Below are 23888 nucleotides of genomic sequence, written 5' to 3'. Positions count from 1 at the left end.
AGCGTATCGAGAAGTAAGGAGTTATTATTTTTTATAATTTATTTTCTTTGCAAGTAGTTTTTATATTACATTCTCTCCATATACCAGTTTAATTCCTTTTCCATTTTTTTGTATTTAAAAATGGTAGTAATAATTTTTTGTAAGCGAATAAAAGCCGTTTCGCTTTTAACAACGTAGTCAAATGCTCTGTGATGCATACAATTTATTGCTACATCTATTTTATCCTGCGATGATAACATTACAACAGGAATATCAGGGTTATATGCTTTAATTTTGTCTAATGTTTCAATTCCATTCATAGCATCCTTAACTATTCCGTTAAGATGATAATCTAAAATTATTACATCAGGATGATGTGATAAATTTTGCATACATAGTTCACCAGTAGCAAAAGTTTCAATAGTAAAATCAGCATGCTGCAGAAATTCAATTTCTAACAACTTTAAAAATACTGCATCATCATCTACAAGGAACAGTTTTATTTTCTCATTATTGTTCATTTGTTTGTGTTTTTAATCGCATTAAATTCTTCTAGTAATTCTACACATGCCTGTTCGCAAATATTACCAAGTTGAAGAACTAAATCTGGTATCCCATCAGTCTGTTTTTGTGTGCTTGCATATTCCTGAACCTTCTTTGCCATTATTTCAAAATCGGCACTAATTCCCATAATTGAAAAAGAAGGTATTATTTTATGGACTGCAGAATATAAAGAACTCCAGTCTTTATTTTCCATGCTTTGTCTCATAGCAGATATTAACGGTGGAGTTTGTTCTAAATAAAGAGATATCATTTCCATCATTAATTGCGGATCTGATTTAGTACGATGAATTAAATATGCCAAGTCAATACACTTTAACTTTTTATTATTGTCAATTTCAACTTCAATTATTTTATTTACATGCTGAAGTGATGGTTTTTTTACTAAACCAACAATTTTACTATACAATAACCTTTCGTCAACAGGCTTAGCTATATAATCATTCATTCCAACTGCTTTGCATTTTGCTAAATCAACTGTTGTAACATCTGCAGTTAATGCAATTATAGGGATTTTAGAATTCATTTTGTTACGAATATAATCAGTAGCTTCAAAGCCATTCATTTCAGGCATTTGCAGGTCCATTAAAATTACATCATAAGACTTAGCTTGTAATTTTTCAATAGCAATTTTGCCATTACCAGCGATATCACGATCAAAACCATAATCATCTAATAATGTTTTCATTAATAATTGATTAAGTGCAATATCTTCAACAACTAAAACTTTTATATTTTTAATATCTGGATCTAATTCAACTAAATCTAATTCTAAGTTTGCTTCTTCTGTTGTTTTTTGAAAACTTAAAATAAAACTAAAAGTTGATCCTTCGCCAACAACACTTTTAACGCTAATACTTCCGCCCTGAGGTTCTACTAATTGTTTCACAATTGCTAGACCTAAACCGGTTCCCCCGTATAATCTTGATGTACCGCTTGAAGCCTGCTGAAAATTTTCAAAAATTTTGCTTATTTTACTTTCAGCAATTCCAATTCCTGTATCAGTAACAGAAAATTCAATATCTACTTTTTCAACATCTTCGCAAAGTAATTTCACATTTACTATAATTTTTCCTTCTGTAGTAAATTTAACTGCATTGCTAACAAGGTTTAAAATAATCTGATGTAAACGAACGGGATCACCAATTAAGACTTCTGGTATTTTGTTATCATATATTTTAACAAGTTGCAGATTCTTTTCCTGAATTTTTGTTTCAAATAAATGAAGCATTGCCGAAATGGATAATGACATTTTAAAAGGTGTTTGCTCAAATGTCATTTTACCGGCATCAACTTTTGCTAAATCAAGTATATCATTAATTAATACAATTAACGCATCGCCACTCATTTTTATGGCGGTTAAATATTCTCTTTGTTTTGCAGACAAATCTGTTTTTAACACAACTTTTGTAAAACCAATAATGGCATTCATAGGAGTACGAATCTCGTGACTCATATTCGACAAAAACTGTTGTTTTGCTTTTACAGCTTCCTCTGCTATCATTGTTGCACTTTCAGCCTTTGATTTTGCTTCTTCGGCAATTCCGGTAGCTAATTCAGCAAAAACAATTGCTTCGGTTAATTCTCTTTCAATTCTTTTTTGTTCTGTAACATTTCTTGCTACTACTACCGCACCAATTACTTGCCCTTGATCGTTTTTATATACAGAGCCATTAAATAAAACATTAGTTAATTTATGATCCTTTATTACCAAAGGGTAGTCAGTAACAAATCCTTTATCAAACACTTCCTGATAAACTTTACGTGCTTTTTGAGGTTCGGTAAAATAATTAAAGAAATCTGTTCCGATTAATCTTTCGCGAGAAATTCCTGTTATGCTTATTGAAGCATTATTCATATCGGTAATTTTACCTTCCGGACTTATTGTAAATAATGGATCGCGACTAGCTTCAATTAAACTACGTGCATAATTTGCAATTATTAATTCCGCAGCACGTTTTTCTTTCTCGTCATTTTGAAATACAAGTTCCTTATCTGCAATAACTAATTCCGCAGCACGTTTTTCTTTTTCACTTGTTTGAAACACAAGTTCTTTATCTGCAATTACGAGCTCTGCAGCACGTTTTTCTTTTTCGCCTGTTTGAAAAACTAATTCTTTGTCAGCAATTACAAGCTCTGCTGCACGTTTTTCTTTTTCATCATTTTGAAATACAAGTTCATTGTTAGCAAGTATTAGCTCTGCTGCACGTTTTTCTTTCTCGGCATTTTGAAAGGCAAGTTCTTTGTTTGCAATTATAAGTTCTGCGGCGCGTTTTTCTTTTTCCTCAAACTGAAACAAAAGTTCTTTATTTGCTAGAATTAATTCTGCAGCACGTTTTTCTTTCTCGTTGTTCTGAAATAGAAGTTCCTTATTTGCCAAGATTAATTCAGATGCACGATTTTCTTTTTCGGTATTTTGAAAAGCAAGTTCTTTATTTGCAATGATTAATTCTGCTGCACGTTTCTCTTTTTCATCGTTTTGAAATGCGAGTTCTTTGTTAGCATTGCCTAGTTCTATTGCCCATTTTTGTTCTGCAATATCTCTTGCTACTACAACAGCACCAATTACTTTTCCATTAGTATCTCTGTACACAGATCCGTTAAATAATACGTCTGTTAATTTTCCATTTTTATGCTTAAAGGTTAATGGGAAATCAGATATTGATCCTTTTTTAAAAACTGCTTTATAAACTTCGCGTGCTTTATCAGGATCGGTAAAATAATCTATAAAATTTGCACCTAAAAGTGTTTCACGTTCAATGCCTGTGATATTTACTTTTGCCTGATTCATATCAGTAATCTTTCCTTCAATACTTATTGTTATTAAAGGATCCAGACTAGCTTCAATTAAACTGCTGGCGTAAAGAGATTCGTGTGTTTTTGTTCGTTCCATTTTATATTTGTATTCCGCCTTTTAAAATTTAATTTCCAATTTCTTCAATTGGGCTTCTCCTTTTATCTTTCAATTGTTTAAAATGAGAAGGTGATAATCCGGTAACTTTTTTAAATTGATTAGATAAATGTGCGACGCTACTATAATTCATCTTCCAGGCAATTTCGGTAATGTTTAACTCACCATAAATTATAAGTTCTTTTATTCTTTCAATTTTATGTGAAATGATAAACTGCTCTATTGTGGTTCCTTGTACTTCTGAAAATAAATTTGCCAGATATGTATAGTCGTGATTTAATTTTTCACTTAAATAGTCAGAAAAGTTTACTTTAATTAATTCATCGGTATGATGAACCATTTGAATAATTGCATTTTTTATTTTTTCAATCAACATGGCTCTTTTGTCATCCATTAATTCAAGCCCGGAGTTAAGAAGTGCAATTTTAACTTGATCACGTTGCTCTACAGTAAGTGTTTCCATTATTTCAACTTCACCTAATTCAACAACAATAAAATGAAGTCCAAGTTTTTTCAACTCCTCTTTAACTGCCATTTTACAACGACTACTCACCATATATTTGATATACAATTTCAAATAACCTCTTTTTTAAAGATTTAAACAAAGGTGAACAACTTTTAGACAGAAAGTGTTATAAAACTTTTAAATTAAGTTACATAATTCACACATTTAAGAAATGTGTTGTAAAAAGAGAATATGAAATGCTTAGTATTATATGTGAATAATTAAGTAATATTATTGAATAATAATACAATAATATTTTTCAATATTGTTTTAACTATGTTTCAACTAATAAATTATTATCGCAATATATATCTGATTATATGAATTATACATTATCGACTCCACTTCGCCAGACTCAGGTTAGGTAGCTAAGGATGATTGTAGGACAACGCTATGGACAACAGTCTCTTTTATCATCTATAATGGAGTGTTACGAAATGAAGGATTTAGTTCATTATCCATTCAATAGATTTTAATCGTAAAAAAAACGTTTTTAGTCCTCCTACACTTTGGTAACCACAATGGATAACTTGGAATACTAATAAAATCCTATTTCTAGTCCTACACTTAACTTAGGTAATTCGGGATAATAACTAAAACTGGGTTTTATTAAATCAGAAATACGATAAGTTGCACAAATTGCAATATGATTTGAACCTAAACGAGCTTTTACGCCATACTCATAGTTTTCAAAATATTTTAAATTTTGTTCCGTAACATTGATTACAGAAGCATTACTACTATCTGCAGCAACAGTTTTATCTTTAGTAAAATGATTATTTGAAAAATCCCAGTTTGCATAACCTCCAATGTCAAGGTATTTTCCTAATTTATTTCCTCTCCTGTCAAAATTAAAACGTGTAAACAATTGTAATCCCAATCCACCAACAGCTATTCTTTCTTTTTTATGAATACCAACAGAAGGAAAAGTTTTTTTCGAATTTTGTTTAATGCTATAAGTTGAAGACATCATACTTATATCATAGCCCACTGACCAAAAATTACTAATTTTCATTTTGTGTCTGAATCCAAAAAAAACAACGTTAGAAGCTCCATTTCTAACCTTTGCAGTATTTTCCGAAAAGTCATCAGCGACAAATTCATATCCGACATAAAAAAGATTAAACTTTTTTAAATTCGGACCAGTTTTAGGAATTATTGTGTCATTTGTTGGCTCTTCTTCTAAAAGCACGTTCTGAGCATATGAGCTGTATGATACAAACAATATACAAATAAATGCAATGTATTTCATTTTTACAAAAATTTAAAATTGTTTTTCTAGCATATAACCTAAATAATAAATTCTAAGAACATCGCCTTTTTCAAAATCAGATGGGTCTAATGTTAGTACATTATTTTGGAGAACCTCAACAACTGCATATTTCTTAAGTATTGCCTTAGAATTTGCAATATGATAATACAAATATTTATTATTAGTTTTATTTGACGGTAATAATAATGTTTTAACAGATATAGCATTTTCATTTACAATAATTTCAACTGTAGGCTGCTTTGCTACAGAAACCATGCTATTTAAGAAATAAGATGCCTGAGGAATTCCATAACCATGAGCATAATCAAAGTATGGGTAAAGTGTTGCAGATTTTTCTATTTCTAAAAACAACTGCATATTAGTTAAACCTAAATTAGACTGCCATGCACATGCCGCAAAACCAGCTACCAAAGGACTAGAAAAAGAAGTTCCATCAGTTTCGTGAATATTGTTTGGACTGGCTGCAATTACATGCGAAAATGCAGAAACATTAGGTTTTAAACGCCAATCTGCAGATGGTCCGTATGAACTGTAGTTCATGTGATAATAAGTATTGGGATTAATTCCGCCAATTGTTAAAACGCTATCTGCATCGGCAGGTGTAATAATCTTTTTCCATTTGTTGGTGCCCTCGTTACCAGCTGCATTTACAACAAGAATTCCTTTAGAAGCAGCAATATTTGCTGCACGCGATACCAAGCTGCGCTTACCATTCATTTCCCATGGGAAATAGCGACTATCGGTATAACCAAGGGAACTGTTAATAATCTTTGCTCCGTTTTTATCAGCCCACTCAACAGCTTGCAGCCAGTTTTTTTCTTCACTGAAAGGTTCAGAGCCAACTTCTGTGCGAGCTAAAAGAAACTCAGCATCTGTAGCTAATCCGACAGGAATACCATCAATTAGCCCTGCTATACATGATAAAACATTTGTACCGTGACTATTTGCCAAATATACATTTTCCTTATCAGAAGTAAAATCCCAAGTTTTAATAATTTTATTTGCTTTTCTGATATGCTCAAATGCGGGATGTTTATCAACATTCGGAAACCCACCATCAAAAATCGCAATACGAATTCCATTACCGGTAAAACCTACATTACGGAACAAATCACCTTGTAAATGTCCAGTCTGATTTTTCAGAAATTCTTTTTGAGTAGAATCAATTTTAATTTCATCGCCATCTGAGCACAATACCAATCTGGAAGTTAATTCCTCAACACCTTGCACAAATGGCAGAGTTTTTACTTCTGAAATCTGGCTTGAATTAGCCTCCACAAAAACAGCATTAAACCATCTTGTGCAGCCTGTTATTTTTTCAACTTTTTGAGAAATTATTTTTGAGTATTCTTCAGAAACAGGAAAATCAGTAGAATCATAAAGAGATATTCCTAACTGCATTCTTCTCTCAATTGCCTTTGCATCAAAATAAGTAAAAGGATTAAAAGTTACTCCATTTTTATTTTTAAAAAAAACTGCATATTGATTCTGAGAAAATGAGTTTAATACCACACCTAAAAACAAAATGAAAAATAAATACTTCATAACATTTAATTAAAAAGTTCATTTATTGGTTCTCCTGTGCATCCGCTAGGGTACTCAATATTCAACATAGTTGAAATTGTTGGTGCAATATCAACTAAATGCACTTCACGTAAAATAGTTTGTCGTGTAATTTTCCATCCGTACCATAAAAGTGGAACATGTGTATCATACGAATAAGCAGTATTATGATCAACATCATAATCAGAATCCTGAATCCAGCCTGGCTCAAGATTAATTAATATATCGCCTGATCGTTTCTGATTAAAACTATTTTGCATATACATAAATATTCCCTTAGTAAAATTATTTGTTTCAAGAGTTGATGCAGTTACGGCATTCTCAACTCCATTAAACTGTAACATAAAAGAAGCTACTTTATTTTGTATATCTGTCAATGAAATTTTAGAATCTTCTATCAAAGTATGATTTAAAAATATCTGTTGATCAAGATAAGTTAGAACCCACTCACCTTCTCCATAAACAGCATTCAAATAGCTCTTCAATAATGACAATGCATAATACTGTTTAAAGACTCCTCCAGGCAATTTGTTATCAATCAAATACTGAGGATTCTGAGATGAACCATGATCAGCTGTCAAAAAAATTAAAACATTTTCTTTTCCTATCTCAGTCTCTATAAAATCAATAAAATGCGCAATTTCTTTGTCTAATCTCAAATATGTGTCTTCTATCTCTACCGATAATGGTCCAAACCGGTGACCAATATAATCTGTAGGCGAAAAACTTATTGAAAGAAAATCTGTGCTGCTGCCTTTTCCAAGATTCTCCCCCACAACCGCAGCAATTGCAAAATCGTGAGTATAAGTATTTCCAAATGGGCATACCTTAAGTAAAGAATAATCTCTTTCTTTTTTTGGTGGCTTACTTAAAAATGCAAGGTCATAAGGAAAACAACTTTGTTTATTGCCAAACCCTTTTTCGTATTTATTTGTATCCGGAAGGCTTTCTTTATATTCAGGCATTGTCAACAAAGGAGTCCATAATCTGTCAAGATAAAAATCAGAAAGTTTTTTGTTATTAAACTCTGTAACCCACTTTGGAAGTGTATCTAAATAATATGTACTTGTAATAAAATTACCTGAATTATCATCATACCAATATGCTGCATTAGGATTATGGCCACCCGGTAAAATTGATGCCCTGTCTTTTAATGAAATTGCAATTACTTTTGATTTATTCTGATTAGATAACCTTAATTCATCGCCAATAGTTGTAGTTAAAAGATTAACCGGCGACATTTTTCCTTTATCGGAATTACTGCCTACAGCCTTTACTTTAGAATCTTCAACACAATAAACTTTTTGCTTTTTTAATCTTATATACCATTCATTTGAAACTATTCCATTTACAGAAGGAGTTGCACCTGTAAAAATTGTTGCATGACCTGAACCAGTTTGAGTAAATATATAATTCTGACGTGCATTTTTACAAAATGCACCTTCATTTACAAATCTTTTAAAACCATTCTTCTCCAATTTATCCCAGTATCTCGAAATATAATCGTAACGCATCTGATCAACAACTATTCCTATAACAAGTTTTGGCTTTTCGGGTGGAATAGCTTTTGTTTTTTGAGCATTGCAAATACCTGATGAAAGTAAAATACTTATAAAAAGAATTGCTGTAAATCGCATAATTTTATTTTGATTAATTCAAATACAAAAATTGTGATTTTAGTTTACATTTTAGAATTAATTATGGCATATTATCCAGCAGTTTTAAACACCGAATTGCAATTTTTATTATTTTTATAAAAAAAATAATGAGACTAATATTAATTATATCAGTAGTGCTTTTATTATCAGGCTGTAAGAAAACAGAAACTGATATACAGAAACCTTTTATTACAATTTCAAAACCTGCAAATCATGCTAATGTAGCATTAGGAAATAACTTATTTTATGAAATAGAATTTAAAGATGACTTTGAGTTAAAAGAATACAAAATTAAAATTCAATCATCGACCATACCTATTTTAAAAAATACAGAAAGTTATTTATGGGACACTACTATTGTTAAATCAATATCCGGAATTGAATCTTTAATTAAAGATCAGTTACAAGTGCCACTAAATATTGATTCGGGAAGATATCTTTTTTTGATTTATTGTAAAGATAAAGCCGGAAACGAAGAATTTACAGCTCGGGATTTTAATGTAATTACTGCAAAATAGTTTTTAGACTATTAATTCTGACACTCTAAAAACTCATTAAATAATCATCACGTTTACTGCCATATACAAAAATGCTATTTTATTATTATTCAAAATATTTTTTAATTGTATAGATAAAATATAGGTAATAAATACATGTCATTATACACAGATATCATATTTTTGTATTGAAAATAATTTTGGTTGCAAAGTTTTTAAAATTGCCGTAGGTTTGAACTTTAAATACAAATATGAAAAATACTGAATCCGATTCAACATATAATAATCTAGAAAAAATGTCAATTCGTGAAATTTTACATAACATTAATCACGAAGATCATAAAGTTCCGACAGAAATTGAGAAAGTAATTCCTCAAATAGAAAAACTATCCGAAGCTGTATTTCAGAAACTTCAAAACGGTGGCAGGCTTTTTTATTTAGGATCAGGAACCAGCGGAAGATTAGGAATTGTTGATGCATCAGAATGCCCACCAACTTTCGGTGTTGATAAAGGATTGGTAATCGGAATAATTGCAGGTGGAGATCAAGCCATTCGTCAGGCAGTTGAACATGCAGAAGATGATTATGATTCAGGATGGAATGAATTATTGAAGTATAATGTTACAGATAAAGATTTCGTAATTGGGATTTCTGCTTCAGGAACAACCCCTTACGTAATAGGAACACTTCAACATTGTGCTCACAGTGGTATTATTACCGGTGCAATAACTTCAAATCCAGGCTCACCAATTGCACTTGAAGCAATTTTTCCGGTTGAAGTTAACACAGGCTCTGAATTTATTACCGGAAGTACAAGAATGAAAAGTGGAACAGCACAAAAGTTGATTTTAAATATGATATCAACATCTGTAATGATAAAATTAGGCAGAGTGGTTGGAAATAAAATGGTAGATATGCAGCTGTCAAATAATAAATTAATTGAACGTGGAACCAGAATGATTTCTACTTTTTTAAATATTCCTGAAGAGCAGGCAAAAGCTTTACTAATGGAAAATAAGAGCGTTAGAAAAGTAATTGAAAAATATTCATAATTATATTATGACTTTTTCAATAATAATCACATATAACTTTGGTCTGTTTATTTAAATGAGAAATATTTTTAATTTAGCAATATAAAATCAAAACCTTTAACTTATGAAAATTAAGATTGTTGTACTTCTTATGGGCTTACTACTGGTATCTACATTATCATCTTACTCCCAGTCAAAAAAGAAGAAAAAAGAAAAAAAATCTAAAGCAGTAATTGAACAACCTGTAGTACTACCCGAGAATTCAAAAACTGTAACACCTACTATTGATAATTCAAATACAAATTCTACAAATCAGAATAATGACGGTAAACAAATAACACCTATTAAAGATCAAAAACCGGTTGCAAATACAATTACCGAAGCAAAACCAATAAATTTTGAACAAATAATTCAACAATCTAAACCTGTTGTTACAGATAAACCAAACGGCTCAATAAACTGGACACAACAATATGTTGAAGCAAAAGGTTTTTCGGTAATGGATAATGTAAAATTCACAAATCCAGCACAGGCAAAAGCAATGGCTCGCAGAGGTGCTGTTGTTGATGCTCAGAGAAATCTTTTAGAAATTGTAAAAGGTGTTCAGGTTACAGGTGAAACTACAGTTAACGACATGATTGCATCAAGCGATTTTATTTATACAAAAGTTGATGGAATAATAAAAGGAGCTCAGGTGATTGGTGAACCAATTGAAAAAGATGGTGGAATTGAAGTAAGAATGAGAGTTCCGCTTTATGAAACAAATGGTATTGCATCAGCAATTTATGACAAAGTACCTGCATTAAAAAGTGTAAATGCCAACACATTAAATGACGTAATAAATCAGGTTCCACCTGAACTAAAAGATCAGGTTCTTGAAGGTCTTGCATTTAATTTTAATGGAAAGAAAATAGATCCTTCAATGTTTCCTGTTATTGTTGACGAGAACAATAATTTAGTGCTCGACCTTTCAAAGATATATGATCCAAAAAGCGGTAAGTTTCCTCAGCTTTTATCTTCAACTGAAGAGATTTTTAAAGAAGTTGGGTTTGACAAAGGACTTCAAATGCTTAATGTTATTAAAGCAGAATCAGGAAGAATTGTAATTGATAATGAAAGCGTAAAAAAAGTAAACTGGGGAAAAATTGGTCAAACTGTTGCTAAAATCGGGAAGTTTCTATTAATGCTTATTTAATTATTAAAAGTAGATTGTTATGAAGAAAATAATTTTATTATGTCTTTATATTGGATTAATATTCAGTGTTAACGTAGCCTTTTCACAAAAAAAAGGTAAAAAAGACAAAACAAAATCAACAACCACAACAAATAGCACAAATACTCCTGCAAATACTATTCAACAAAACAATCCCGTAATTGTAAACGAAACTCTGAAAACGGATAACAATATAACCGAAGTTGAAGTTAAAGGAGTTGGAATTAAACGTGACGATGCTTTACAGGATGCCTTAAGAAATGCTGTTGGTCAGGGTGCTGGTGTAGCAATTGTTTCAGAAACAAATGTTGAAAATTTTATGGTAGTTCGCGATGCAATATCTTCAAAAACTGAAGGCTATATAGCAAGCTATGTAGTGTTAAAAGAAATACCATTCCCTGACAGATATGAAGTTACAATTAAAGCTAAAGTAAGTTTATCTCCATTAAAGGCCGACATTCAGACTCTCTCTAAATCCATCGGTGGTGTAAGATTTTTAGTTATGTACGACACTCGAAAAGTTTCGGCAGAAGAAAAACCATTTTATGATTTTGCATGCGAAAGAGTAAATGAATTTCTTGCTGAAAGAAAATACAGGTATATTGATAAAGGTAGATTTGAAACTTTACAGAAAGAGGCAATAGGATTGTATCAGGATGAAACTAATTCTGAGACATATGTTCAGCGCTTAGGAATGAAAGCAGATGCACAGTTTATTATTTTAATAAGCAATATTTCATTAAGTTCGACAGAAGAAAATTATCGCTCTGTAACAAAGGTCATGATTGAAGCAAAGGCTTATGATAACTGTACTGCAGAAGGATTAGGCACTATTGTACTTGAAGCAGATGCTAAATATGGAGAAGATCCTAAATCAACTAAAATGCTTGGAGTAAAAGATGCTGTTAATAACGGATTTATAAAACTGCTTTATTTATTTAATCAATATATTGGAAACTGGGTAAATAATGGTACTCCATATGAAATCCGTTTTTATTCTATCGGAACTTTCAGAGATTTTCGCGAACTAAGAAATAAAATGCTTGCAGATTCTAAATTTGGTGGTCAATTAGAAATTGTAAGCCTTGAAAATTTTACAAAATTAAATTTAACGTTTAAAGACAGACCTGATGATTTGGCATATAAAATACTGGATTATGCAGATCAGATACCTGAGTTTAAATCAAAAATTCTGGATGTTAAATTAATTTACGGAAGACAAATTAATTATGCACCACAAAAGGTAAAAGTTCCTGAACTTGAACAAGTAAAATCAAATATTAAATAAAATACTGTAATATGAAAAAAGTATTATCAATTTTAGCAATAATGTGTCTTAGTGTAATCTATGTATATTCACAAGGCTCAAAGGTAACAATGTTCACACAAAATGGCGAGAAATTCTGGATTGTAGTTAATGGCGAGAAAAAAAATAAAGAACCATTAACAAAAGTAACTGTAGATAATTTAACTGCACAAAACTATAAGTTTAAAGTAGTTTTTCAGGATCAATCATTGCCTTCATTGGATAAAGTAATTTACACAAAAAATGTTGAAACAAATGCGTATTCTGATGCAACTTATACCATCAGAAAAAATGACAAAGGTGACAAATATGTAATCAGATTATTATCAGGCGAAGAGCTAACAACTACAACAACTACCACAACAACAGCACCTGCAAATTCAAATGTAACAACAACCACAACAACTTCAAACCAACCAAACCAAACTACTCAAACTTATAATCAAACCACCACAAATACAACTACCAGCAATCCTGACAATATTAATATTGGATTTGGAGTGAATGTTACCGAAACACAAGATGGTGTTAATATGAATGTAAATATGGGTGGAGTTAATGTAAATACAAATGCAAGTGCTACTTCAAATGGAATGAATACTTCAACAAATATGAATGCAAATGGAGTTAACACATCAAATCACACAATTACAACCTCATCAACTACAACAACTACTACAACTACCACTTCTACTTCCGGTAATGTTGTTTCAAACCAAAAGCCAATTAACAATTCGCAAAATAACACAATAGTAAAGGAACCTGTAAAAACATATGTAATGCCTGGCTATTCAGGACCTACCGGATGTTCATGGCCAATGACTAACGAAAGTTTTAATACTGCAAAAAATTCTATCTCTTCTAAATCTTTTGAAGATTCAAAACTTACAATTGCCAAACAAGTGGTTGGAAACAATTGCCTTGTTTGTTCACAGGTTAAAGAAATAATGAAACTTTTTAGTTTTGATGATACAAGATTAGAATTTGCTAAGTTTGCTTATAAATACACTTTCGATATCGGAAATTATTATCAGCTTAATGACGCATTTACATTCGAATCATCAATAGATGAATTAAATCAGTTTGTTACTAACGGAGGAAATTAGACTATTCTTAACAAAATAAAAAAAAACCGCTAATAGCGGTTTTTTTTTATTTTGTTATTTTCTCTTTTTGCTTTTAAAAAAACTTGGAAAAGGTATTGAAGACATTGTTTTTCTTACAGCACTCTTTGTTTCGTGTTCTTCATCGTCATCATAATAACCGTAACCATAGCCATAACCATATCCATATGATCCATATCTATAACCATAACCATACCGGTTACCATAATAATTTGGAATCTTCACATCATTAATCAGAATACCTAAAGACCTATAATTATTATCGCTATACAGGTTATTTACAAATTTTAATACCGTTCTGCTACTATAATTTTGCCTAACAACAAAAATATTTGTATCGGTATATTTTGAAATCAATAACGAATCTGTTACTAAAGCAACAGGAGGAGTATCAATAATAATAATTTCGTAACGTGACTTTAATTCATCAATTAACTGACGCATTCTATCACTCTCTAGTAATTCTGCAGGGTTTGGAGGAACCGGTCCTGAAGTAACAATACTAAGGTTTTCCTGAAGCGTTGGAATTATTACTTCATCGAGAGTATTATTGCCAATAAGATAAGTACTTATTCCTATTGAATTATCAATTCCAAAATCTTTATGTAGTTTTGGCTTTCTTAAATCCAAACCCATAATTATTGTTTTCTTACCTGCTAATGCAAAAATTGAAGCCAGATTCAATGCACAAAATGACTTCCCTTCTCCACTAACAGTTGATGTAATAGCAATAGTATGTGTTTTAAGATTCTTGTCAATATGCAGGTATTGCAAATTTGTTCTTAAAGTTCTGAAAGACTCGGCAATTGATGATTTTGGTTTTTGATATACAACAAAATCAATAGCTTTACTATTGTGTCCAATTGCAGCTATAATTGGAATATTAGTATTAGCTTCCACATCATGGCGGTCAAGAATTTTATCATTAAAGAAATCTACAATTATTATTATAATCAGTGGTATTAAAATTCCTATTAAAATGGCAATTGTATAGTTTAATGTTTTTTTGGGACTTACCTGAGTAGCATTCTGAACCAAACAGTTATCAATTATTTTATTATCAGGAACATTAGACGCTTTTGCAATTCCAGATTCTGCTCTTTTTGTCAATAAATAAGTATATATCTGATCGTTTAGCTTGTATTTTCTTTCGATGTTAATTAATTGTTTTTCTGTACTTGGTAGTTTGGCAATTTCTGTTTCAACTAACGCCATCCGTTTATCAACTTCATTCATTGATATTACATTTGACTGGATTAGATTTCTGATATTCTCTGCTAATGCTTTTCTATTGCTTTCAATTTGGTTATTTACCATTTCAATTGCCGGATTTTTCAAGTTTGAAGCATAGGCATAGTTATTTTTCTGCTTACTCAATTCAGACAAATCAGTTATTAATTTTATTAGCATTGGGTCATCTATTCCAACTATAGAGGGAGCCATAACATCTGTAAAATCCTTTTTCTCGTCGATATACTTTCTAAGATACTCAAAGTACTTTGATTTAATTGTTAGTACTGCCTTTTCTGACTGAACTCTTTCAATTTTATCATATAAAACACTACCTTCTTTACTAATATCAATTAGCTTATTATTTTGTCTGAAATCTTGCAATTTGTTTTCATTATTTTCTAATGAATCTGTAATGTCATTTAGCTGTTCGTCGATGAACTTTATAGTATTTAAAGCAATTCTGTTTTTCTCTTCAAGTCCAGAATTAATATATACTTCTAAAAGTTTATTTATAAAATCAGCTTCCTTTTGTGGAACTAATCCCTGAGTAGAAACTTCAATAATTGTAGATTTTTTATCTGTTGTTATTAAACTTATTTTTCCTCTATACTGATTTGTTAAAAGGTTAATATCATTAATAATGAAAAAATACTGGTAGCTAAAATCAGGGTCACTTTTATTAAAAGGTTTATTTAAGTTAATACAGAAAGTAAAATCATCATTTGAGAACCATTCCCCAAATTTCATTTTCTTCTTTATTCCAAGATTTTCATCAACTTCAAGAAGATATTCGCTTTCTGAAATAAATTTTATATTTATCGGATGGTTAAAATTATTTGTTCTATTAGTATCAATTATAGCAACAAACGGACTCGACTTATAACGTTCAACAGTTCTAATTCTCCCCATTGAAAAATATGATATAGCAAAATCTGGCAACTGACTTATTGTTTTATGAGTCATTGTGTATGAATTAAGAATTGCTATTTCATTTTCTACAACCTTTTTTCTTGTCCTTCTTAATATACCTTGTTCTTCTAAAATACCTTCAACTCCACCAGATAAAGTATTATCCTTATCCTGAACCATTACTAATGCTGATTGTCTAAATATTGGATCAGTATATCTATTTATAAAATAAGCAATGCTTATTGTTACAAAAACGGAAAATGTAAACCAATACCAATTTGCAATTATTTTAAATATAAATTTCTTTATATCTATAGATTCATTTTGTTGGCTTTGGTTATTACCCTTATTAATATTTGATTCCATTAAAATTTAAAAATGAAATTAATAACAAGAATTGCTGTAGTTATTGAAGAAAGAATAATTGAAACATTTGAAGCATTTAATTTCCAATTTTTAGTTTTAATTGGCTCTACATAAACAACATCATTTGGAGTTAAATAGAAGTGTGGGTCTTGTAAAAGATTCTTATCCAATAAATTTACTCTAAATGTAGTAGTCCCTGTTTCGGTTGGTCTAACTACTAAAATATTTTCACGATTTCCATAATCAGATAAATCTCCTGCTTCACCCAGAGCTTCCAAAAGTGTTAATCGGTTATTATAAATGTAAAACATCCCGGGACGTCTTACTTCTCCAAGAACAGTAAATTTAAAACCACCAAACTTAACAATAACTTGTGCATCTTTAAGCATCTCATCTACCTTTTTCTGAACAGTTATCTGCATTTCTTCCAATGTTAAACCTACTGCACTTATTTCACCAAGAATAGGAATAACTACTACTCCTTTTTCACTTACTGTATATCCTCTATAATAAAGTGATGCCTCATTGTTATATGCATAACTTGAAGAAGTTTCATTATCAATATTGAACAAAGCTGTAATTTCTTTATTCAAACTTATAATTTTAATATTTAATACATCCCCAGCATGGATTTTATACTGCGACATCTGATTTGTAAATTTTGATGTACTGTCTGATGTTCCAGCTCCCTGTAAATAAAGCATCTTCTTTTGGCGTGTACAAGACAATCCAATTATGGAAAACAATAAAATTAAAACAAGAAATCTTCGATTAAATACTTTCATGTTATTGTAAATAAAGCGCGAAGTTAATAAATTTCTTACAAACTTATTTTAAAAAATTCATTTATAGTCTTAAAAACAAACTATGTTTAATATAACAATAAGAAAATAAGGTCAACTTTTAAACTATATTCTCTGCTAATTTCTCAAGAGATATTGATAATTTTTTTGCTGTTTTACAGAAATACCGCCTGTTTTTAAAAGCAACAACCCACATAATTCCATTAACAGCATTAGTTAAAAACACTTCATCTGCATTTAGAATATCATTTTCAGAAACACAAACATCGTCATAAACTGTAATTTTTTCATTTAATGCCAGCTGAATAATTATTTCACGCATTATTCCAGGCAAACATCCTTCTGACAATGAGGGAGTAATAAGATTATTGTTTGACAAAACAAATAAATTTGAAGAAGTCGCCTCAATTATTTGATTGTGCTCATTTATTAAAAGACTTTCATCAATATTTTGTGAACGGGCATATAAAGCCGCTTTAATATAAAATAATGAATTAGCAGATTTTATATTGCTAAGTTCATTTATTGGCTTTTTCCATTCTGAAAAAACTCCAATTTTTAATCCCTTAGAGTTTAAAGAATAGTTTAAAGTATCAAGAGGAGTACATTCAATATAAAAATCGGTTTTGTTTGAAATTGGCTGATAATTTCCTCCATCTTTTCGGAATATACATAATCTGATTTTAGCCCCACCAAATAATTTATTTGCATTTAATAATCGTGAAATTTGTTTCTGAAAATAAGATGCAGAATATACCTCAGGTAACTCCATTTGCAAAACTCCAGCACTTTTTCTAAGTCGTTCAATATGGTTTTGCAAAAAAGGTACAGTCGTGCCAACAGCACGCATTGTTTCAAATAAGCCATCACCATATTTAAAACCTCTGTTACTTCCCAAAAAAATGGCCTTATCTGAAGGGATAAATTCACCATTTAAGCAAACAAAAGTAACTTGTCCCATTTTAAATAATTTTATTGATAATTTTAGATAAATCTGAATTAGGCTCAATAAGTATTGGCATAATGTTAGCAGCAAGTGCTGTTTCCACATCTCTTTGCTGGTCGCCAATAAAATAAGAATGCATTCTATCTATGCTGAACCTTGCTATTGCTTTTTCTATTAATAAGGAGTTTGGCTTTCTGCACAAACACGACTCAATTTCATTATGATGCGAACAATAATATATCTCTAAAACTGAAATGTTAAATTTATTTAGTTCTTCAATCAAAAACTCATGTACTTTCTCTACATCATTTTTACTATAAATTCCTTTTGATATTCCACTTTGATTTGTAATAACAATAAACTCAAAGCCTTTAATTGACACGGCTTTCAGAAAATCAACAACTCCATTATTAATAACAAAATCTTCTACTTTATAAGTATAATAAAGCACATTGTTATTAATTACTCCATCCCTATCAAGAAAAATTACTTTTCTCACAATCCAAAATTTTGTTTTATCATATTAATAAAAATAATAAATAATTCCGGTTTTAGAGCTAAGGGAAAAATAAATCCAAATACTGCACCCCAGAAATGAGCATCGTGACCAATATTATCAACATTCTTTTTTGACATATAAGCTGAATAAGCCAAGTATAAGATTCCAAAAATAAATGCAGGAATTCCTATTGGTATAAAAAAAATATAAATTTTATTTAAAGGATCAAAAAGTATCGAAGTAAACAATATTGCCGAAACAGCACCTGAGGCTCCAACTGCATTATAACCATAATTATCTTTATGCTTAAAATAAGAAGGAACAGATGAAACTACAGACGCCATAACAAATTCCAAAATATATAAAAATGTGGCTTTCTCACCAAAATAAGCTGAAAATGCTGATTCTACATAAACTCCAAAAAAGAACAAAGTAAGCATATTAAAAATAACATGATTCCAATCTGCATGAATAAACACATGCGAAATAAACCTATACCATTGATTTGAATGTTTAACCTGATACGGATTAAACATTAACTTATAATAAACCTCACGCTTATTAAATGCAGAAATTGTTACAAGTGCAACAGTAGCAATTATTATATATGTAATCATTTTTTACTTAACAATAAACTTTAAAACTTTATTTCCCCTGTTTGTTTCAACATTAACAATATATAAACCTTGAGAAATATTATTACAATCAAATAAAATTTCATTAGTTCCCTCGGGCCACTCACCTACATATATTTCTTTAATTATTTTTCCATCAGGACTATATAATGAGATTTTAGCATCTAATTTATAACTACTTTTAATCACTAAATTGTAATCTTTGTTATTAGAATAAATATTTAAAGTAAAATTATCCGAATTAAGTTCCTGTACATTATTTGGATTGTAAATACTAAACTTCCACCAGCCAAGTGGAGCTGGCATTGGACGTACCTGAGTTTTTCCGGAAACTGCCTGAGCCCATATATAATAATAAACAGATGATCCTGAAGCCTGAACAGGAATTTCGCCAGACCATGTATTTGTTGAAGCATTTATTAAGGACATTGGAGTTGACAAAAAAGGTTGAGTTGTGTCTGTTCTGTAATAAATCAATGCAGATAATATACCTGTTTTGTGCATTATTGTGGCATTAACCTGATAATTTGACCATACATTATCTGTATTTTGTAAAGCCTGATGAGAAATAAGCAAAGGATTATATGCTCCTATCTCATGAGACGTGCAATGGATAGTCCCACTTTGAGGAATAATGCTGTTTGAGTTAATTCCAACTACCCTATAACCGGGCATAGCTTCCTTATAAATTCTTAATGCTGTAGTGTCATACTGTGTATAGTATGTAGGCACAAGAACAGTTTTATTAATAATTAGTGAATTAGTATATGTTAAATAATCGCCACCACTGCTTGGATAAGAGCTACTTGATTCAGGTGGCATAGGAATTCTTATTATTTTAAAAGCTGTTCCAAAAACAGAATTAAAGTTATTAAGGATATAATTTAAATTAGTTTCTATTTGGGGTCCATCTGAAATACCTGCAGGATACTGTCCTATTAGTAATGTCTCTTCATCCAACAATTTCATGTGCATATCAATATGGTGTATTCCATCATATGGCAAAGTTTCCATTTTGATATAATTATTTATTCCTAAAAAATCATTTACAATATTATTGATATCTGTTTCTGTTTTAGGCGTTGAATTGTATGCCGTTATTGTTGCATTTTCATCTAAAATAAGATGACTTGAAAAAGCTGTTCCAAAACCATCACTCATAAAATTCCCACCCGTAGCAACTAAATCAGTTGGAGCAGTAGTGCATTGATATATAGGCAGACCAAGTCGGGTAGCAAACAATGATGGCGAAGCATCATCAAGTGGTCTGTTTCTATTATATACCCAATCGACTAAATATAATGAGTCCACATCATTTGTGTATATATTGTTAGGGCCAAAATCTCTGATCCAAACTGAATTCATGGATGTTTTAATATATGCTGTATTTGTTGTGCTAATACTATGACTAGTCAGATAATTTTTTACAACATTTGAGTCACTGCAATAAATATAAACTTTAGCCTCTTCACGAGAATACTTTATTATTTCACTTAAAAATGCTTCATATCCTGTTTTCCATGATATTAAAACAGCCTGCATTTCCTCCCATTCGGCAGCATTACGAATTGGCGAAACCGGAGGAGAGGTTATTCCTTTTGGAACAGGTCTTATATAATTGGGCAATTCATTTAACTCTTTTAAAGTTGAATAATTAGGAAGTTGTTCTTCAACCTCCTGAGCAAATAATTGCATTGCGCAAACTATAAGCACAATAGAAAGCAAATAATATTTCATAAAGATTTTTTTACTAATATTTTTATAAAGGTAATATAGTTTTATTACAAAAGAAAAAGCCGTTCCGAATTCGGAACGGCTTTTAAAATATCAGTATTTATTTTAGAAGTGGAAAATTAAATTAATACATCCAGTTAAATTGTCTGTATCAATTGTTCTTTCTGAACCCCATGCATTATCATTTTCAGTTTCTTTAGTAATAACTGATGAACCATTCCAAGTTTCAGTTTCGGTTTTTCCTTTGCCTGTAGTTTTTAATAAAATTCCCCAGCCAAATTCGCCACCAACAGAAATTTTTGGTGCAAAGAAATATTCAACACCAACAAATCCTCTTAGTCCGATTCCAATTGTAGTTCCTTGTTTTACTTTTAATGTTCTGGTTGTTCCTGCAGCAAATGTTGATGATAAAGCTTCACCATATACATTTTTTTCATTCTCGGTACCAAAAGCACCTTTACCATAATTAAACAAAAACTCACCACCGTAAATTCCTTTTAAACGACCTTTTCCTCTGTGTTTCTCTAAACCTAATCCAATAACAACGTTTGAATAGCTTTTCTTTGCTTTATTAACTATAGTATCATTCTGATTTACACCAGCTGCATCATCTACCATAGTTTTGGTTGTTTTAGACATACTCTGAAGTCTGAAATTTACTCTATATGCAGTTTCTGCATCTGTAAAATATTTACCCCAGATTGCGTTATTTGTTTCAGCAGAATTATTTACAAAATTCCAAGCTGCTGGATCAGCAAAAGCTGCGCCACTATTAATTTTTACCATATTTCCAAAAAAATTGAAAATTGGAGAAGCGTCAATTCCAATAGCATAATCACCAGCCTCTGGTAATATTGGAACTCCTTGTTTTGATTTTAAATCCTGAGCATTTGTTACAGTTATAACTGCAAATGCAACTAAAATTGTTAATGCGAATTTTTTCATACATTTTAAGTTTTGGTTTTACGGCACAAAATTAACTATATTTTATAATATAGAACACTAATTTTTAAAAAGATAAGTAAAAATAGATTTGCGAAAACACTATATCACTGAAATTTAATAAAATATGTTAATAAAATGTTAATAACCCTGTTAATAAAATTGCATCTATCTAATAACTAATAGGGCTATGTTTTCAACATGATGTGTATGAGGAAACATATCAATCGGTTGAATTTTCACTACCTTATAATCGTTATTCATCAATTCTAAATCACGTGCTTGTGTAGCTGGATTACAACTTACATAAACAATTTTATTGGGCTTTGTTTTAAGTATTGTTTCAACAACTTCCTTACTAATTCCATTTCTTGGTGGATCAATTACTATAACATCAGGTATACCATTTTGCAGAATAAACTCTTCATTTAATATTTCTTTAGTATCACCTGAATAAAATGTAGAATTTGTTATTCCATTAAGCATGGCATTCTCACGTGCATCTAAAACAGCATCCTCAACAAATTCTACTCCTACAACTTTCTTTGCATTTTTTGCAAGATATAAACCAATAGTTCCAGTTCCGGAATATAAGTCGTAAACTATTTCATTGCCTGTTAAACCTGCATATTCTAATACTTTGTTATATAGTATTCCTGCCTGAGTAGAATTTGTTTGGAAAAAAGATTTCGGACTAATTTTAAATTTTAATCCATTTAAACTTTCAATCATGTAACTATCCCCTTTATATAAAACGGGAGTTATTCCATCCAAACTATCATTGTGCTTTGGATTAATTGCAATATAAAGTGATGTAATCTCGGGAAATTTATCTGTAATATGTGATAACAACATTTTTTGCCAGACTTCATTTTCAGCAAACAAACAAAGAATTATCATTATCTGACCATCTAATGTATTTCTTATTATCAGATTACGAACATATCCAGTATGCAATCTTAAATCGAAAAATGGAATATCATTTTCCACGCAAAAGGAATAAATCTCTTTTCTTATTAGATTTGATGGTTCTTCCTGCAAATAACATTTATCAACTTGAAGTACTTTATCATACCTTCCCGGTATATGAAATCCGGCTCCCCAATAATCAGTTGGTTTAGGTAGCTCTTCTTCACCATCATAAAGCCAACGCTTATTTGAAAAAGTAAATTCAAGTTTATTTCTGTAATTTGTTGTTTTCTTGGATGAAATAATTGGTAATATTTCTCCTATTTCTATTTTACCTATTCTTTGAAGCTGATCAATTACTTGTTTGTTTTTAAAAAACAACTGCTTATCATAAGGTAAGTTCTGCCATTTGCAACCACCACAAACCCCAAAATGTGAGCAAAAAGGATCAACTCTTAATTCAGAAAGTTTTACCATTTTAACAACCTTGCCCTCCAAATAATTTTTATTCTTTTTTATAATAAGTACATCAACAATATCACCAGGTACAACAAAGGGCACAAACAAAACTTTATTTTCGATTCTGGCAATTGCCTTACCCTCGGCTGCTACGTCAATTATTTCAACGTTTTCAATTATTTGTCGTGTAGTGTGTTTTCTTGGCATTATTTTATTTTCTTGTAAACAGATAAAAATTCATTCCAGATCATTGCTGTGGCTCCCCAAATCCTATAACCATAAATAATAAAACAAGGAGATGTATATGTTTTTTCTTTGTATTCAAATGTGAAAGAAGAATGATTATTAATGTCAAGAAAAGCTTCTATTGGTGTTTCTAAAATTTCTTCAACCTCATCTTTGCTTCCAACTAAAACTGGTTTTCCTTTCATGCTAACAATATACGGATGAACCATGATATTACTAACAGGAATATGGAGTGGACTTAGTTTTCCAACATATTCAATCTGATCTTTTTTTATACCCACTTCCTCTTCAGCTTCACGAACAGCTGTTGCATATAAGTCCTCATCTTCTTCCTCTACCATTCCTCCGGGAAAAGCCATTTGACCACTATGCGGACCATGACCAACAGTTCGTTTTATAAAAACCACCGACCACTTAGCATCGTGCAAATAAAGACAAATTAATACGCTTCCATGACGATGTGGCTCTGTTTGCTCAAATTCCTTATAAAAAACACGATTTCCAGAAGCCATTTCAAACTGAGATTGCTCTCCGGGTAATGGCTTTTGAAGTTCAGAGCGAAGCTTTTCAATAAAATCCACCAAAT

Annotated in this window: 20 protein-coding genes; 5 read left to right on the top strand and 15 right to left on the bottom strand. The window is 30.7% G+C overall.

Annotated features, from left to right (window positions below):
- Nucleotides 1-65 precede the first annotated feature (65 nt).
- The 6 genes from HY951_05125 to HY951_05100 form a co-directional block, all read right to left on the bottom strand.
- Nucleotides 66-500: a response regulator gene (locus HY951_05125; GenBank protein ID MBI5539419.1), complete on the bottom strand. Its 435-nt coding sequence runs from the start codon at nt 498-500 to the stop codon at nt 66-68.
- Nucleotides 497-3433 carry a PAS domain S-box protein gene (locus tag HY951_05120; GenBank protein MBI5539418.1) on the bottom strand — a complete coding sequence of 979 codons (2937 nt, stop codon included), beginning with the start codon at nt 3431-3433 and terminating at the stop codon, nt 497-499. The genes HY951_05125 and HY951_05120 overlap by 4 nt, the downstream gene beginning before the upstream one ends.
- 28 nt (nt 3434-3461) lie before the next feature.
- Nucleotides 3462-4007: a helix-turn-helix transcriptional regulator gene (locus tag HY951_05115; GenBank protein MBI5539417.1), complete on the bottom strand. Its 546-nt coding sequence runs from the start codon at nt 4005-4007 to the stop codon at nt 3462-3464.
- A 487-nt stretch (nt 4008-4494) separates the two neighbouring features.
- Nucleotides 4495-5208 carry a hypothetical protein gene (locus tag HY951_05110; GenBank protein ID MBI5539416.1) on the bottom strand — a complete coding sequence of 238 codons (714 nt, stop codon included), beginning with the start codon at nt 5206-5208 and terminating at the stop codon, nt 4495-4497.
- A 12-nt stretch (nt 5209-5220) separates the two neighbouring features.
- Nucleotides 5221-6774 (bottom strand): S8 family serine peptidase, encoded by a 1554-nt coding sequence (locus HY951_05105; protein MBI5539415.1) that lies wholly within the window; start codon nt 6772-6774, stop codon nt 5221-5223.
- A 5-nt stretch (nt 6775-6779) separates the two neighbouring features.
- Entirely contained in the window at nt 6780-8429 is a 1650-nt protein-coding gene (locus tag HY951_05100) for an alkaline phosphatase family protein (GenBank protein ID MBI5539414.1), read from the bottom strand.
- Nucleotides 8430-8557: 128 nt separating this feature from the next.
- Between HY951_05100 and HY951_05095 the strand changes: the two genes are divergently transcribed.
- From HY951_05095 to HY951_05075, 5 genes are all read left to right on the top strand, one after another.
- Complete coding sequence (locus tag HY951_05095; protein ID MBI5539413.1) at nt 8558-8968, top strand: DUF4625 domain-containing protein; 411 nt, start codon at nt 8558-8560, stop codon at nt 8966-8968.
- 230 nt (nt 8969-9198) lie between these two features.
- The gene (gene murQ, locus HY951_05090) at nt 9199-9999 is read left to right on the top strand and encodes an N-acetylmuramic acid 6-phosphate etherase (protein ID MBI5539412.1); all 801 of its coding nucleotides are present in this window, start codon (nt 9199-9201) and stop codon (nt 9997-9999) included.
- Nucleotides 10000-10102: 103 nt separating this feature from the next.
- Nucleotides 10103-11173 carry a hypothetical protein gene (locus HY951_05085; protein MBI5539411.1) on the top strand — a complete coding sequence of 357 codons (1071 nt, stop codon included), beginning with the start codon at nt 10103-10105 and terminating at the stop codon, nt 11171-11173.
- Nucleotides 11174-11192: 19 nt separating this feature from the next.
- Nucleotides 11193-12479, top strand: a complete 1287-nt coding sequence (locus HY951_05080; protein MBI5539410.1) for a hypothetical protein — start codon at nt 11193-11195, stop codon at nt 12477-12479.
- A gap of 11 nt (nt 12480-12490) precedes the next feature.
- Nucleotides 12491-13603 carry a DUF4476 domain-containing protein gene (locus tag HY951_05075; protein MBI5539409.1) on the top strand — a complete coding sequence of 371 codons (1113 nt, stop codon included), beginning with the start codon at nt 12491-12493 and terminating at the stop codon, nt 13601-13603.
- A 54-nt stretch (nt 13604-13657) separates the two neighbouring features.
- Here the strand turns inward: HY951_05075 and HY951_05070 are convergent, their stop codons facing one another.
- The 9 genes from HY951_05070 to HY951_05030 all read right to left on the bottom strand — a co-directional run bounded on the left by HY951_05070 (nt 13658) and on the right by HY951_05030 (nt 23883).
- Nucleotides 13658-16129 carry a polysaccharide biosynthesis tyrosine autokinase gene (locus HY951_05070; protein MBI5539408.1) on the bottom strand — a complete coding sequence of 824 codons (2472 nt, stop codon included), beginning with the start codon at nt 16127-16129 and terminating at the stop codon, nt 13658-13660.
- Nucleotides 16129-16914, bottom strand: coding sequence for a polysaccharide biosynthesis/export family protein (locus HY951_05065; protein MBI5539407.1), 786 nt, complete (start codon nt 16912-16914; stop codon nt 16129-16131). Before HY951_05065 ends, HY951_05070 begins: the two co-directional genes overlap by 1 nt.
- A 118-nt stretch (nt 16915-17032) precedes the next feature.
- Nucleotides 17033-17893, bottom strand: a complete 861-nt coding sequence (locus tag HY951_05060; GenBank protein MBI5539406.1) for an aminotransferase class IV — start codon at nt 17891-17893, stop codon at nt 17033-17035.
- Nucleotide 17894: 1 nt separating this feature from the next.
- A complete protein-coding gene (locus HY951_05055; GenBank protein ID MBI5539405.1) occupies nt 17895-18377 on the bottom strand; it encodes an HAD-IIIA family hydrolase in 483 nt (160 codons plus the stop codon).
- Nucleotides 18374-18994, bottom strand: coding sequence for a rhomboid family intramembrane serine protease (locus HY951_05050; protein ID MBI5539404.1), 621 nt, complete (start codon nt 18992-18994; stop codon nt 18374-18376). Before HY951_05050 ends, HY951_05055 begins: the two co-directional genes overlap by 4 nt.
- Before the next feature lie 3 nt (nt 18995-18997).
- Nucleotides 18998-20749 (bottom strand): agmatine deiminase family protein, encoded by a 1752-nt coding sequence (locus HY951_05045; protein MBI5539403.1) that lies wholly within the window; start codon nt 20747-20749, stop codon nt 18998-19000.
- 102 nt (nt 20750-20851) lie between these two features.
- Nucleotides 20852-21691, bottom strand: a complete 840-nt coding sequence (locus HY951_05040; GenBank protein MBI5539402.1) for a hypothetical protein — start codon at nt 21689-21691, stop codon at nt 20852-20854.
- A gap of 165 nt (nt 21692-21856) precedes the next feature.
- Nucleotides 21857-23263: a 23S rRNA (uracil(1939)-C(5))-methyltransferase RlmD gene (rlmD, locus tag HY951_05035; protein ID MBI5539401.1), complete on the bottom strand. Its 1407-nt coding sequence runs from the start codon at nt 23261-23263 to the stop codon at nt 21857-21859.
- Nucleotides 23263-23883: a CoA pyrophosphatase gene (locus HY951_05030; GenBank protein ID MBI5539400.1), complete on the bottom strand. Its 621-nt coding sequence runs from the start codon at nt 23881-23883 to the stop codon at nt 23263-23265. The genes rlmD and HY951_05030 overlap by 1 nt, the downstream gene beginning before the upstream one ends.
- Between the last annotated feature and the right edge of the window lie 5 nt (nt 23884-23888).

Source organism: Bacteroidia bacterium, from assembly GCA_016218155.1.
Taxonomy (GTDB): domain Bacteria; phylum Bacteroidota; class Bacteroidia; order Bacteroidales; family GWA2-32-17; genus GWA2-32-17.
The sequence above is the reverse complement of the archived record's forward strand: the minus strand, read 5'-3'. Positions and strand labels throughout refer to the sequence as shown.

Excerpts from the sequence above, each read along its gene's own strand:
- HY951_05080 (MBI5539410.1), top strand. The coding sequence starts at position 11,193 with ATGAAGAAAATAATTTTATTATGTCTTTATATTGGATTAATATTCAGT.
- HY951_05060 (MBI5539406.1), bottom strand. The coding sequence starts at position 17,893 with ATGGGACAAGTTACTTTTGTTTGCTTAAATGGTGAATTTATCCCTTCA.
- HY951_05095 (MBI5539413.1), top strand. The coding sequence starts at position 8,558 with ATGAGACTAATATTAATTATATCAGTAGTGCTTTTATTATCAGGCTGT.
- HY951_05075 (MBI5539409.1), top strand. The coding sequence starts at position 12,491 with ATGAAAAAAGTATTATCAATTTTAGCAATAATGTGTCTTAGTGTAATC.
- murQ (MBI5539412.1), top strand. The coding sequence starts at position 9,199 with ATGAAAAATACTGAATCCGATTCAACATATAATAATCTAGAAAAAATG.
- HY951_05125 (MBI5539419.1), bottom strand. The coding sequence starts at position 500 with ATGAACAATAATGAGAAAATAAAACTGTTCCTTGTAGATGATGATGCA.
- HY951_05070 (MBI5539408.1), bottom strand. The coding sequence starts at position 16,129 with ATGGAATCAAATATTAATAAGGGTAATAACCAAAGCCAACAAAATGAA.
- HY951_05045 (MBI5539403.1), bottom strand. The coding sequence starts at position 20,749 with ATGAAATATTATTTGCTTTCTATTGTGCTTATAGTTTGCGCAATGCAA.
- HY951_05050 (MBI5539404.1), bottom strand. The coding sequence starts at position 18,994 with ATGATTACATATATAATAATTGCTACTGTTGCACTTGTAACAATTTCT.
- HY951_05110 (MBI5539416.1), bottom strand. The coding sequence starts at position 5,208 with ATGAAATACATTGCATTTATTTGTATATTGTTTGTATCATACAGCTCA.
- HY951_05085 (MBI5539411.1), top strand. The coding sequence starts at position 10,103 with ATGAAAATTAAGATTGTTGTACTTCTTATGGGCTTACTACTGGTATCT.
- HY951_05040 (MBI5539402.1), bottom strand. The coding sequence starts at position 21,691 with ATGAAAAAATTCGCATTAACAATTTTAGTTGCATTTGCAGTTATAACT.
- HY951_05115 (MBI5539417.1), bottom strand. The coding sequence starts at position 4,007 with ATGGTGAGTAGTCGTTGTAAAATGGCAGTTAAAGAGGAGTTGAAAAAA.
- HY951_05065 (MBI5539407.1), bottom strand. The coding sequence starts at position 16,914 with ATGAAAGTATTTAATCGAAGATTTCTTGTTTTAATTTTATTGTTTTCC.
- HY951_05105 (MBI5539415.1), bottom strand. The coding sequence starts at position 6,774 with ATGAAGTATTTATTTTTCATTTTGTTTTTAGGTGTGGTATTAAACTCA.
- HY951_05120 (MBI5539418.1), bottom strand. The coding sequence starts at position 3,433 with ATGGAACGAACAAAAACACACGAATCTCTTTACGCCAGCAGTTTAATT.
- HY951_05100 (MBI5539414.1), bottom strand. The coding sequence starts at position 8,429 with ATGCGATTTACAGCAATTCTTTTTATAAGTATTTTACTTTCATCAGGT.
- rlmD (MBI5539401.1), bottom strand. The coding sequence starts at position 23,263 with ATGCCAAGAAAACACACTACACGACAAATAATTGAAAACGTTGAAATA.